Genomic DNA, 12,502 nt, shown 5'->3' on the forward strand with positions numbered 1-12,502 from the left:
GGTTGGTTAAAAAGCCGCATTCGAAAACTCCTTCCCCATGACGATGGCTTGCGGGCTGCCATCGAGTCAATCCTCAAGCAAGCAGTGTCCTAACCTAAGTGGCTTTAGCTATAGCTCTGTGCGTGAAGTAGCGCTGCGCTTCCGTGGCAAATTCTGGCAGTTTGACTAGGTAGGCGTCGTCTTCCTCAGACCAAAGGATATTAGTCCGATATTAGAGTGATGTCATAGCCTTCTCACTCAAGGGGAATCTAAGCTATCTAGATCCCCCTCAAGGCTATTAGGCTACAGCAGCGTTGGCATAGTGTCGTCGTGGGCGGAGTTGGGCTTGTTGGTGATCCACACCGACTGATAGGGAGCCAGTTCATAGATGGCGCGATCATCGGTAAACCGGTGGCCGCTGATTAGGTCGTACCAGTCATCGGTGCTGACTAGATTGAGCTCACTCAGCTGTAGGTCTTGAGGCTGGTCACTCAAGTTGTGCACCGAGAAAATGCTCTGATCGCGGCTCAGACTCTGCCGCCAAAAGGCAAACAGGGCCGGGTTCATCGGGTGCAGCGTGTACTGGGTGGCGTTGGGGTGAAATGAGGTCTGCTGGCGACGAATCTTGATCAGTCGCTTGAGTTCCGCCAGTACTTTGGCGTGGGAGGTGGTGGGGTCAGCCAGAGCCGTTTCTAGCGTCTTAAGATCCCACTTATAGCGGTTGATGGTGCGGTTGTGACCGGTTTCTTCAACACCTTCGGTGTAGTTGTGGGTGGCCAGCAGACTATGAATATAAAAAGCGGGAATACCCTCCAGCGCCATCATGATGGTCTGGGAGCAGAGAAACCGCTCTACCTGCCACTGGTCTTCGCCCTTAACGGTACCCTTGAGGGCATCGAAAAGCGAAATGTTGAGCTCGTAGGGCGACTCGGTGCCGTCGGGGCGACTGCGCATGCTGATTTTGCCACCAAAATTACGCATGGCCGCAATTAGCTGCTCATGCTCGTCGCCCGTCAGCAACCCTTCGGCAGGGCGCATGCCAATGCCGTCGTGGGAGGCGGTGAAGTTGAAGTAGGCGCAGCCAATGGGGGCCGGCGGCATGCTCATCATCCAAGTTTTGAGGTGGTCGGCGCGGCCCTGCATGAGCGCGTTCAGCAGCAGCGGCGGCAGACTGAAGTTATAGATCATGTGGGCTTCGTTGCGGTTGCCAAAGTAGCTGAGGTTCTCGCGGTTGGGCACGTTGGTCTCGGTGATCAACGAAATGCCGGGGTCAACCAGCTGCAAGATCTCGCGGAACAGACGCACGATGGCGTGGGTTTCGGACAGGTGCATGCAGTTGGTGCTGTGCTTTTTCCACAAAAAGCCCACTGCATCGAGGCGAATGTAGCGCGCCCCGGCCTCGACGTAAGCCAGGATGATTTTGACGTACTCAATCAGCACGTCGGGGTTCTCGAAGTTGACGTCGACCTGGTCGGCACTGAAGGTCGTCCAGACGTGCTTCTCCCCTGCGGCGGTTTCTACGGGGGTCAGCAGTGGCGAACTGCGGGGCCGCACCACCTGAGACAGGTCTTCGCTGGGGTCAGCGGTGATGAAATAGTTGCGGCCGGGCAGTTCGTTTTGCTTAAACTGCTCAAACCACTCGTGCTGGCTGGAGATGTGGTTGATCACCAGGTCGGCCATCAGGTTGAAATTGGTGGCGATCCGCTTGATGTCTGCCCAGCTGCCCAGCTCGGGGTTGACCTTGAGATAGTCAATGATAGCAAAGCCATCGTCGGAGCTGTAGGGAAAGAAGGGCAGAATGTGGACGCCGGTAATGGTGTCGTAGAGGTGGGTTTCAAGAAACTCGGCCAGCACCGACAGCGGAGGGCGATCGCCATCGCAGATGGTATCCCCATAGGTGATTAGCAGAACGTTGTTGTGGTTCCACTTTTTAAGATCTTCGCGGCCTGAGGGGCACAGAGTGTCTTTAATCAGGGCAAAGATTTCGGTGGTCAACCGCTCGGCTGTTTCCGGTGGGTAAACCTTTTCTAGCAGGGGTTTGATGTTATTGGTCACGCGACAATAGGGTGGGCTATCTACAGAAATATCTAGCTTATTTATAGAATGATTTTGAGGGGCCGTCTGGGCTGCAACGTTTTGGTGTGAGGTGGGTGCAGATTGCTTAGTACGATTTTTAGCGACAGTCATATTAACCTACAGTTTTCAGTAGTGGTTTACGGTAGTCTTTGCATCAAAAAGCAGTTGCCGCCGGGGGGATATTTCCCCCGAACAGCGCCTGATGGTAAGCATTGACGGCCTACCCAGTAGGGCTAACCAGCTAGCCTATTGGGTGGGCCGCTTTGGGCCCAAAGCATGACGAGTAAACAGCTGCACCATCCCGTCGTATCGGCTTGGGAAATTGGATGGTACAAGCGTTTGCGTTGTTGCTAGAGCTGCTGTGGACTAATGCCACGCAATTACCATCGATGAGTTCCGAGGATTCCCGCCGCTAGGGGCGAAGAAAACACGGGGTAACGGTGGCAATGGCTAAATAACAGAGTTTTAGTGACGAATTTCAGATAGATGTTGTTTCGATCGCTGCGTAACGGCAGGTGATGACCGTCACACTTTTTCTCCCTGGGATAGTTCTGATGGTGGCATAGGTCACTTTAAAGCGTTGGCGCTAGGCCACGAAGTTCATAGCTTCTTAGGTATATCTTCGGAGTCTTCACAAAGCCTTGAGCACAGAGTCTTGAGGTGGACTGCATACAATACACAGCTGGAGCGTTTGTGCTGTGAGTACCTATAGATGAGGTTGAAATTTTAGAACGCTACTGAAGGGGCGATCGCGCAATTCTAAGGCCGGCTGCGTCTACGGTCAAACCTATACGGATCTGCGCAACTTCTACAAAATCGTGGGTCAACGGCTTGCCCTGCGATCGCCAAGATCTGGCGAGGGGGAAATGAGAGAATGGGGGTTCAGCGATGGTCTTTTGACCAGCAGTCTGTCAAACCGAAGTTGACAGGTTTATAGGGGTAAAGGGTCAAGGTCAATGGTTTGAGGCTTTCTGTGAACCTTGCACCTTAAACCCTTGACCCTTCACCCCTAACTCATCCACCCCATACCCATCAACCCCTATTTCCCAGTCACGACGCCCCACATATAGTCTTCAAAGGAGCCTTCGCCTAGGTCTACGGAGAAAATCTTCCCCCAGCTGTAGCACTTAAAGCGAATGTGGCCGCTGTCATGCTTATACCAAACGCCGTTGTCAATGCTGAGGTCGCCTTGGTAAGCAACCCAGTGGTTAGGATAAGCCACGGTGGGCGCACTACCGCCGAGCATAGCGGCGTCGATCAGGATAAAAGCCACACCCCCCTGGCGACGGGCAGCGTCTGCGCTTTTCATGGCGTCAAATTCGCCATAGACAAAGGTGGATTCGAAATCAACCTGGCTGTAGCCCAAAACTTCAGAAATCCAGCCCTTCATTTCCCAGGGGGTGGTGATGCCAGCAACGTTGTTTTCGAGGCTGCCAGAGTCGCCAGTGACCGGAAAGATCAGGTTTTCGGCATCGCGCAGGGTAGCAATCAACATCCAGTCGGCGGCAGACATGCCAGAGCGAATTTTGCTCTGCCGAAGCCCGTCGGAGGGGCGCACGGTTTTAGTGCGTCCACGGAATTGGCCAGTTTCGTAGAGAGAGCGGCAGAAGTCAACGTAGCGGGCGGGCTGTTTAGACACCAGCTCAAACACAATGGCGGTGGGGCCGCAGAAGGGGGTGTAGTTTTGGTCAATGTTGAGCGGGTTGGCCACCGTAGCGCGAATGTCTTGAATCAGCTCGGATTTGGTGATTTGAGGCCATACTCCCGGTTGGGAAGATTGCTCAAAGGCGGCGATCGCCGCGGCAACCGGGTCAACGTCAGGTATATCAACGACCTGGTAGCGCAGTTGGTAGTTAGCCCCATCGCGGGTAAACGCGGCGGTAGCGCCCGAGGTTAGCCCAGAGGTGATACGAACGGAGCCTAAAAAATCGTCGGCGTCGGGGGAGTCTTCGTCCCAAAGTTTAATGTCTACACCGTTGTTAAAGGCGTAGGTTTGGTTGAGAGACCAGGTTTGCCCATTGTTGAGGCTGCGCTTGAGGTGGGGCTGCAACGTGCCATCCACAAGAACTTCGAGGCGGCACTCGTCGGCACCCCAGTCCTCGGTTTCGTTGCACTTGAGCTGGCCCAAAATTAATTGACGCATGGGGAGATTCCTTAGGGTGAATATGTTGACTTCAAAAACTTCACCCCGTCCCCATAAATTTACTGACTCAACCCAACCTTTGAGACCAGAGAAAAATTTGGCACAGCGCTATCTGGACAGTCAGCCTTGAACGGGCTAAGCAGCGCTTCACAAGTTGCATTCAGCTTTTGAAAGAGCTGTAATTATCGATTCTCTTTGAGCTTTTTGCTGCTTGTAGGCGAACACCATAAAACCGTCGGCGTAGCCAAGCTGCCTTGATTGAATTAAGAAACAGAAGTCGAATTTGACTCAGAACCGGCTTGTAGTAAAAGAACGAAAATAGAAGAGCGAAAAATGAAAAAATGATCTAAAGGCTTGAGCCCTAACATTTTGAGCTGTTTTAGGCCCAGGCTTCACTTGCTATGGTCACAAATTACCGACCAGCTGCTGGCAGGTGTGCAAATTTCGCGATCGCCGCCAAGCCTACTGCATTCTGCGCACCTCGATCGCGCTTGCTGAGGCGATGTGAAGAACGGCTTGGGGTTTACGGGCAGCAGCGTCGGTGGCAGCGACAGCATTCAGCCAGTTGCAGAAGTGATAGCGGCGCTGGTGGGAGCGTAGGCGAATGAAGGGTGGGGGATGGAGTTAAGAAATTGGTCGTGGGAAATTTTTGGGGTTCCGGCTACTCTCAACATCATGGGCTCAAGGATGGTAGCCGCCTGGTGACGAGCTCCCATGGGTAGCTCGATCTAGACAATTAGGCTAAAGCTGAGCGCCTTTTGAAGCAGCACTAAAAACGCTCAGCTCGGCAGCATTTAAGCTATTTGGCCCCAGCACTGGTAGCGGCCAAAATTTGGGGCAGGCCAATTTCGCTACATACTTCGTAGAACGAGGTCACGGGCGGCGTCTCAAACAGGTGGGCGATTTTGCCCAAGATCTTTTGATAGACTTCGCTTTGGTTATCGTCCATATCCTCAATGCTATCCCAGAGAATGATGGCGATGCCGCGATCGCTGCCGGGTTCTTGCAGCAGGTAAGCTCCTTGGAAACCTTTGGTGTAGGTCGATACCGCCTTTTCATAAAGCTGGCGGGCTTCGCTAAAACAGCCGGGTTTAAACTCCCCAATAGCTACATAAGCGTACTTGTGGCGCAAAAAATCGTCGAAGTCAGTCATAAATGGAATCAGTCCTAGGTCTCATCGTAGATCTAGTGTCGATCAGATGTTGACACCCAATCCTTTTTCTTACCTAGGCTTTAGATTCTGTTACCGATCTTCTAACAGACGCTGCCCCCAAGCTTTGAGCGCTAGCCCTAACCCCACCCGAGCCCGCTGCCAGCTCTGCATGAACCGCTGACCCCAGCCTTTGGCCTTGGGCAACGTCACCACGATCGCCCCGCCCCGGTAGGCCACCTGCACCTGGCGATCGAGCACTCGCTCGGGCAGCGGCACCGTCTGCTGAAAATAGTTGATCCCCAGACTCTGAATCAGCGGACTACGGTAGCCCGACTGCCGCTGGCCCGAAAACGTCAGCGACTTGCCAGTGACCCGCACCTGCACAGCCTGGGGCTCTACACCCGGCAAAAAGGCTGTTACCACCAGAGCGTTGGCGGTGTCTTCAATCTCAATGGAGGGCAGCTGTACTCGGCCTGTGGGGGACAGCCCAAGGGGCATCAGGGCAGCAGCGATAGCATTCATCTGGGCCTGGGCTGCACCCAAACTCCACATGGACTGAGCATTCGGGGGTTGAGACGATGATTGCCAAGTGGCCATAGCCCTAACTCTCTGTTTTCTATACTTAAATCATCGCGGCAAGTCCGCTATTCCGTAGGGAGGAAAGCCCCCTGTCCTAAGGTGGTATAACCGCCATGCTCCGCTAGTCAATGTCCGCGATCGCTGATGCGAAAAATTATCCATGTCGATATGGACGCTTTCTACGCTTCCGTAGAGCAGCGAGACTTTCCCCAGTACCGAGGCCGGCCCCTGGTAGTTGGCGGTCGTCCTGAGCAGCGGGGGGCCGTCGCGGCAGCCAGCTACGAGGCCCGCAAGTACGGCATTCATTCCGCTATGCCCGCCCGCATCGCCCAGCAGCGTTGCCCCGAGCTGATCTTTGCTCGACCTCGCTTCGACGTTTATAAAGAAGTCTCGGGTCAAATTCGAGAAATTTTTCACCGCTACACCGATCTAGTCGAACCGCTGTCTCTTGACGAAGCTTACTTGGATGTCACTACCAACGCCCTAGAGGAGCCCTCAGCCCTGGTGCTGGCCCGTGCCATCAAGGCCGACATCCACAGCACCACCCAGCTCACGGCCTCGGCGGGGGTGTCGGTCAACAAGTTTCTCGCCAAAATGGCTAGCGGCCAAAACAAACCCGACGGCCTCACCCTGATTTTGCCTGAGCAGGCCGAGGCCTTTGTTGCCGCCCTGCCCATCGAAAAGTTTCACGGCATTGGCTCTGTCACCGCCCGCAAAATGCACGCCCTGGGTATTGTCACCGGGGCCGACCTGCGCCAGTGGGCTGAGGCCGACTTGGTGCAGCACTTTGGCAAGGTGGGGCACTTCTACTACCGCGTCGCCCACGGCCAGGACGATCGCCCCGTCAACCCCAACCGCATTCGCAAATCGCTCGGGGCCGAGCGATCGTTCTCGCCCGACCTGACCACTTTGGCTGACATGCTAACCGCCCTCGATCGCGTCGCCGACGAGGTGATCAGCCGCCTGCAAGAACAGCGCCGCCGGGGCTACACCCTCACCCTCAAGGTCAAGTACGCTAACTATCGGCAGATCACGCGCAGCCGCACCTTTGTCACCGCCATTGGCGCTGAGTCGCCCATTTTGCAATGGGCCGAAGAAATGCTATTGGCCCATTGCGATCGCAGCCAGCCCGTTCGCCTGCTCGGCCTCATCCTCTCTAACCTAGAACCGACCGGAGGGCCCGACCATGTGCAGCTGTCCCTAGAAGTTTAGGACGCCACCTAGGCTACCCCTTGGCTTAACGTCAGCAGCGCCGTATAGACGCAGGCTCCAGCACCGACAAGGTAGACAAACCAAGTCAGGAAGAACCCGATCGCCCGACCCGGCGACGGCCCATAGGTTTTAATCAGTCCCCAGGCGTGAGCGATGCGAGCCACAGTCAGCGTAATGCCCAACATCCACACTAGCCAGGCTGAAGCCTGAATCAATTCCAGTGCCAAAATGAACAGTAGGGCGAGGGGAACGTGCTCAACAAAATTGCCGTAGGCCCGCACTTTGCGCTGCAACAGGCCATCGTCGCCAGTCTTAGGGGCCACTATTTTTTGCGCATAGCCTTCGACAAAGGCAGCCCATTTACCTGGGTTTTCTAGGTAGTCTGGCTGGTTTGAGACATCGGCTTGAGATGCTCCGTGCCAAATGCGAGTGCTGGTGCGCTCCATCACTACTAGGTAAGACAGGGCTAGGGCAATGAAGCCGTGCAAGCCAATAAACAAGGTTGAGATGGGAATGAGGTTAGCCATACAGCTCACCCAATTGAGTAGCTGCCAAAATTTAACCACAAAACTCAAAGGCCGTTGACAACGGAGAGGGAGGGCCTTCTATCGGTTCAAACTGTACAGCTAGTCAGCTTTTTGCCCTAACCCCTGCCAAAGCGCGGCTTCGCTGGGCATCACCAAACTTTGGCCTGACGTTTCGGCCTGCTCGATCGCAACTAGGGTCGTGGCAGTGCCGACAAAAGTGGCGGCGGCAAAGACAGCGGCAACAGTGGCTACCATCTCTAGGCGGTGAAGGGCGATCGCAACTTGAGGATCTTGAAATCTCATCAGACGGCACGAGAAGGAAATTATCTGATCTAATTCTATCGTTTTTGTAGCTAAAGATACAGAAATTCTCCAGAAACCTTTTTCAATTTTTTACTGCGCAGTTGCAACAAACGCAGTGTGGCAGCGCAGAAAAGCCATCAGCGCAGGTGTTTTGTAAGCACTTACACAGAGCATTTGTGAGTTCGCTATTAGTCTTTCCCTATGAAAAAGATTTATTTGTCGGCAACCCTTTTCTTGGCGATTTCAGCTCACTGAGCTTAGGCTTGCCCGCGTTTAAGTTTTTCCAATGCTGACGAAAGTTCCCAGGTTTTCTAACCTATTAGCGCGCTTTTGAATAGATCTTGGCCCTATGGCTGAGACTGCGACCACGCTAGTTTATTGCCAATTCAATGCGGCTAGATTGGGTTTCTGGGGCAATCATCTATCTGGAGTTGAGTAATCATGGCTGGATTGTGGTCCTTTAACGGCAGGCACAAAATCCTGCATATGACGTGGTTTGCATTCTTTTTGACATTTGTGGTTTGGTTTAACTTTGCCCCGTTGGCCACGGCCATTAAGGCAGATTTGGGGTTGAGCGACCCGCAAATGCGCACCATTGCCATCTGCAACGTGGCGCTGACGGTGCCTGCCCGCATCATTGTCGGCATGGTGCTCGATCGCTTTGGGCCACGCATTACCTACTCTTGTCTACTGATCTATACGGCGGTTCCGTGCCTAGCCTTTGCCCTGGCTCAAACCTTTGAGCAAATGGTCTACTCTCGCCTGGCGCTGAGCATTGTCGGCTGCGGCTTTGTGATCGGCATTCGCATGGTGGCCGAGTGGTTTGAAGACAACGAAATCGGCCTGGCCGAGGGCATCTACGGCGGCTGGGGCAACTTTGGCTCGGCTGGGGCAGCTTTTACGCTACCCTCGATCGCCGCGGCGCTGGGCTTTTTGACAGCGGGCCAGGTGAACTGGCGACTGGCGATCGCCCTCACCGGCATCGCCGCCGCCTGCTATGGCGTGGTCTATTACTTCAACGTCACCGATACGCCGCCGGGCAAGGTCTACCAGCGCCCCCCCAGCAGCGCCGGGATGGAAGTTACCAGTCAGCGTGATTTTTGGCTTTTGCTGGCGACCAATATTCCCCTGGTGGGGGTGCTGGGGCTGATTGCCTGGCGTCTGACCAAGGTGGGCTTTATCGGCAGCCAGGCGTTGGTGGTGATCGGAGTGCTTTTAGTTGGGCTCTACCTATTTCAGTCTTACAACATTTGGCGGGCCAACAAGCCGCTAATGACCGGCGCAAAGCGCTACCCTCCTGAGGAACGCTACAAGTTTTCCCAGGTGTTTAATCTCGAAATGGCCTACGTGGCCTGCTTTGGGTCTGAGCTGGCGGTGGTGTCGATGCTGCCTACCTACTTTGAGCGCGGCTTTGGGCTCACCGCCGCCGTTGCTGGTGCGGTAGCTGGCATGTATGCCTTTATGAACCTGGTAGCGAGGCCGGGCGGCGGTTTGATCTCCGACAAACTGGGCAGCCGCAAGCTGACTTTGGTGGTGACCATTGCGGGCACGGGCGTGGGCTACCTACTGTTCAGCATGTTTGGCCAGGGCATTCCGATTCTCTTTGTGGTGCTGATGACCATGGTGGCGTCGTTCTTTGTGATGGCTGCGGAGGGGGCCACCTACGCCATTGTGCCGCTGGTGAAGCCCCGCATTACTGGGCAGATTGCGGGCAATGTAGGGGCCTACGGCAACGTCGGAGCAGTAGTTTATCTAACGGTGTATAGCCTCCTGCCCCAGGGTGTGGCGGGCGACAAGCTGTTCTTTCAAATGCTGGGCTGTGTGGCGTTGATCGTCGCCTTTTTGAATGCCTTCACCCTGAAGGAGGTGGTGGGTTCCCACGCCGAGCACGGGGTGCCGATACCCGCAGGCGTGGCGGTGGAGCAGGGCGATTCCCCTCGCCGGTAGTTTCTGTCTTAGCGAGCGTAGGGTGAATTGTTGCTGCCCACCAACCATTGGGCAGCAACAATTCACCCTACCGCTGCTGAATCAAATCATGAACCTCGTAGGGGCGCAGCACGCTACGCCCCTACCCAGCCTATATAGAAATTTTGAGGCGATCGCACAGCATCCCTTCAGGGAATCGCACAGCATCCCTGAGGAACCGCACCCTGTCCCATATTGTGAGGCCAGACCATGACGGCATCTATGGATTTTGAGGACGCGACTGCTGAAGAGACCGCTCCCCGCGACCTCGACTATGCCCAAACCATGCTGGCTGCCGCCGCCATCGGCCTTGTGGGCGGCATCGTGGCCACCACCTATTACCTGGTGCTGGAGGGGTTTATGCACCTGGTGTGGCACACCCTGCCTGAAATGCTCGACCCCCTCTTTAGCGAAAGCTTTCCCGCCACCAACTATGTGTGGATTGCAGCCGGCGTGGGCGGTCTGCTGGTGGGGCTAACGCTGTATCTGATGGGTCTGCCCGGTGAGGTTTCTTTTGTGGTTGAAAAGGTGCACGACCCTGGTCGCATCGACATTAAGCAGAGCCCGGCGATGGTGGTGGCGTCGTTATTCTCAATTGTGGCAGGGGGCAGCGCCGGGCCGGAGGCTCCGCTGGTGCAGGTCAATGGCAGCGTCGGCGGCTGGATGGCCCAAAAGCTGGGCCTCACCCTGCGCACCACGCGGATTTTCACCTTTTGTGGCATGGCAGCGGCGCTCGGAGCTTTCTTTGGTGCACCCCTAGGCGGTGCTCTATTTGCCCTAGAAATTCCCCATCGGCGGGGGCTGGAGTATTATGAAGCGCTGATTCCGGCGACTCTGGCAGCAATTCTCAGCTTTGTGGTGTTTCGCCTGACCACAGGGCTTTCTATTGGCGGCATGTATCACTTCACGTCGATACCACCGCTGACGCTGATAAATTTGGCAGAGGGGGCAGTGCTGGGAGCGATCGGGGCGGCGGTGGCGGCGCTGTTTGTGCTGGTGTTTCGCACGGTGGGCTGGCTGACGCGGCCCCTGGAACACCGCACGATTTTGCTGGCTACCCTAGGCGGGCTTTCCATTGGCTTAATTGCTCTGGTGTTTCCCCAAACGCTGTTTTTTGGCGAGCGCGAAATCGAGACCATTATCAAAACCGGCTCGACCTTTGGCGTCACCATGCTGCTGCTGATTGGCCTAGCCAAAATGCTGGCAATTAGCTGCACGCTGCACTCGGGCTTTCGCGGTGGCTTTATCTTTCCGCTGTTTTACATTGGGGCGGCGGTGGGGCTGGCGATCGCTCTCGGCTTTCCGCAGGTGCACCCCACCATTGGCATGGTCTGCATGATGGCGGCGGTGAATGTGGCGATTACCAAAACTCCAATCAGCACTACGGTGATTCTCAGCGTGCTGTCAGATACGGCGATGGTGCCGGTGATTGTGATTGCCAGCCTAACCAGCTTTTTGCTGACGATTAACTTGAGTATGATTAAAACCCAGCGGGCTCGTCCGCTGCCTGGCGGCAGCGCTTACAACCCCGAGAGTGCCGCGCCACGGCTCCAACCTCAGGGATAAGCCGCTATTGCCCTAGGGTTCAAAGAAGCAATAAATAAGTTTCCTGGGGAATAGACTTTTTCAAGTTATCAGTTGTTGCCTAACGACCCCGCTCACCGGACACAGATAACTTTTGTACATCAACCGACCATGTTTCTACGTTCCGGTGCAGCGCGATTGTTCGACTGCTGGAGCAGTTGTATCTCTTTCACTCCTCACTTCGATGCCACCCCCTCCAAAAACCGCATCACAGCTCGATTGAATGGCTCAGGAAATTCCATCCAGCAATTATGTCCACCACGTTCTAAGACTACCAACTCAGCTTTTGGAATCTTGGCAGCAAGTTCCTCTGAAAATTCTATAGGAATGAAAATATCATCTCCACCAATCAACACTAGGGTCGGAACTGAGATTTGGCTGATTTGCGATCGCGTGTCATGCTCCATAAGCGCAGCAACTTGTCCGGCAAAACCGTGAGTGGATAGCGGATGAGGATGAGCGATCGCAAGATTGACTGAAACCGTCACCCTTTCGTCATCTTCAAAAAATTCGTTTGTGTAAACCCACAAAAAGCCTTCTCGTATGCGGGTTTCTAAAGATACATTTTCGTTAAGCATCCTCAACCAGGTCTGGACTAAATGTTTTGCTTTAGTGGGAAATTGGGCGGCGGTTGTGTTGAGTAACAGACTTTTCACTACTTCTGGATATTTCAGCGCAATAATCTGGGCAATCATGCCACCCATTGAAAAGCCCAAAATATGAGCGTTGTCCACATTCAAAAACTTCAACAGGGCGACAGCATCATCCGCCATCATTTCGGTTGAGTAGTCCTCATTGGGAGCATCAGTTTGCCTAACACCGCGATTATCGAACACGACTACTTGATAATTCTGAGAAAAAACAGAAACTTGATTGAACCATGTGCTGCTATCCATGCTCAATCCGTGAATCAAAACCATAGGTTCACCACTGCCGTGAACTTCATAGTACATCTCAATGTTGCCAATCCTGGTTCTAGGC

10 protein-coding genes are annotated in these 12,502 nt (G+C 54.5%); 3 read left to right on the plus strand and 7 right to left on the minus strand.

The window, feature by feature from the left end; all coding sequences use genetic code 11:
- Positions 1 to 282 precede the first annotated feature (282 nt).
- The 4 genes from H6F57_RS13545 to H6F57_RS13560 form a co-directional block, all read right to left on the minus strand.
- Entirely contained in the window at positions 283 to 2,034 is a 1,752-nt protein-coding gene (locus tag H6F57_RS13545) for an alpha-amylase family glycosyl hydrolase (protein ID WP_190625386.1), read from the minus strand.
- Between the two features lie 1,060 nt (positions 2,035 to 3,094).
- Positions 3,095 to 4,198, minus strand: coding sequence for a hypothetical protein (locus H6F57_RS13550; protein ID WP_190625387.1), 1,104 nt, complete (start codon positions 4,196 to 4,198; stop codon positions 3,095 to 3,097).
- Between the two features lie 799 nt (positions 4,199 to 4,997).
- Positions 4,998 to 5,351, minus strand: a complete 354-nt coding sequence (locus H6F57_RS13555; protein ID WP_190625388.1) for an antibiotic biosynthesis monooxygenase — start codon at positions 5,349 to 5,351, stop codon at positions 4,998 to 5,000.
- Between the two features lie 90 nt (positions 5,352 to 5,441).
- The gene (locus H6F57_RS13560; protein ID WP_190625389.1) at positions 5,442 to 5,948 is read right to left on the minus strand and encodes an Hsp20/alpha crystallin family protein; all 507 of its coding nucleotides are present in this window, start codon (positions 5,946 to 5,948) and stop codon (positions 5,442 to 5,444) included.
- 126 nt (positions 5,949 to 6,074) lie between these two features.
- Here H6F57_RS13560 and dinB point away from each other — a divergent pair, with 126 nt between their 5' ends.
- Positions 6,075 to 7,142, plus strand: a complete 1,068-nt coding sequence (gene dinB, locus H6F57_RS13565) for a DNA polymerase IV (protein ID WP_190625390.1) — start codon at positions 6,075 to 6,077, stop codon at positions 7,140 to 7,142.
- An 8-nt stretch (positions 7,143 to 7,150) separates the two neighbouring features.
- Here the strand turns inward: dinB and H6F57_RS13570 are convergent, their stop codons facing one another.
- Together H6F57_RS13570 and H6F57_RS13575 are read right to left on the minus strand one after the other, a co-directional pair.
- Positions 7,151 to 7,669 carry an MAPEG family protein gene (locus H6F57_RS13570; protein WP_190625391.1) on the minus strand — a complete coding sequence of 173 codons (519 nt, stop codon included), beginning with the start codon at positions 7,667 to 7,669 and terminating at the stop codon, positions 7,151 to 7,153.
- A 99-nt stretch (positions 7,670 to 7,768) separates the two neighbouring features.
- Positions 7,769 to 7,972, minus strand: a complete 204-nt coding sequence (locus tag H6F57_RS13575) for a hypothetical protein (protein WP_190625392.1) — start codon at positions 7,970 to 7,972, stop codon at positions 7,769 to 7,771.
- A 438-nt stretch (positions 7,973 to 8,410) separates the two neighbouring features.
- Between H6F57_RS13575 and H6F57_RS13580 the strand changes: the two genes are divergently transcribed.
- Together H6F57_RS13580 and H6F57_RS13585 are read left to right on the plus strand one after the other, a co-directional pair.
- Positions 8,411 to 9,919, plus strand: coding sequence for a NarK family nitrate/nitrite MFS transporter (locus H6F57_RS13580; protein WP_190625413.1), 1,509 nt, complete (start codon positions 8,411 to 8,413; stop codon positions 9,917 to 9,919).
- Positions 9,920 to 10,147: 228 nt separating this feature from the next.
- Positions 10,148 to 11,503 (plus strand): chloride channel protein, encoded by a 1,356-nt coding sequence (locus tag H6F57_RS13585; protein WP_190625393.1) that lies wholly within the window; start codon positions 10,148 to 10,150, stop codon positions 11,501 to 11,503.
- 194 nt (positions 11,504 to 11,697) lie between these two features.
- On the opposite strand, the gene H6F57_RS13590 is transcribed toward H6F57_RS13585, so the two are convergent.
- Positions 11,698 to 12,441: an alpha/beta hydrolase gene (locus H6F57_RS13590; RefSeq protein ID WP_190795011.1), complete on the minus strand. Its 744-nt coding sequence runs from the start codon at positions 12,439 to 12,441 to the stop codon at positions 11,698 to 11,700.
- Positions 12,442 to 12,502 lie beyond the last annotated feature (61 nt).

It is taken from the genome of Leptolyngbya sp. FACHB-60, from assembly GCF_014695775.1.
Taxonomy (GTDB): domain Bacteria; phylum Cyanobacteriota; class Cyanobacteriia; order Phormidesmidales; family Phormidesmidaceae; genus Nodosilinea.

What these genes read in the sequence shown, in the direction of transcription:
- H6F57_RS13590 (WP_190795011.1), bottom strand. Translation starts at nt 12,441, where the DNA reads ATGGTTTTGATTCACGGATTGAGCATGGATAGCAGCACATGGTTCAAT.
- H6F57_RS13575 (WP_190625392.1), bottom strand. Translation starts at nt 7,972, where the DNA reads ATGAGATTTCAAGATCCTCAAGTTGCGATCGCCCTTCACCGCCTAGAG.
- H6F57_RS13585 (WP_190625393.1), top strand. Translation starts at nt 10,148, where the DNA reads ATGACGGCATCTATGGATTTTGAGGACGCGACTGCTGAAGAGACCGCT.
- H6F57_RS13550 (WP_190625387.1), bottom strand. Translation starts at nt 4,198, where the DNA reads ATGCGTCAATTAATTTTGGGCCAGCTCAAGTGCAACGAAACCGAGGAC.
- H6F57_RS13555 (WP_190625388.1), bottom strand. Translation starts at nt 5,351, where the DNA reads ATGACTGACTTCGACGATTTTTTGCGCCACAAGTACGCTTATGTAGCT.
- dinB (WP_190625390.1), top strand. Translation starts at nt 6,075, where the DNA reads ATGCGAAAAATTATCCATGTCGATATGGACGCTTTCTACGCTTCCGTA.
- H6F57_RS13560 (WP_190625389.1), bottom strand. Translation starts at nt 5,948, where the DNA reads ATGGCCACTTGGCAATCATCGTCTCAACCCCCGAATGCTCAGTCCATG.
- H6F57_RS13570 (WP_190625391.1), bottom strand. Translation starts at nt 7,669, where the DNA reads ATGGCTAACCTCATTCCCATCTCAACCTTGTTTATTGGCTTGCACGGC.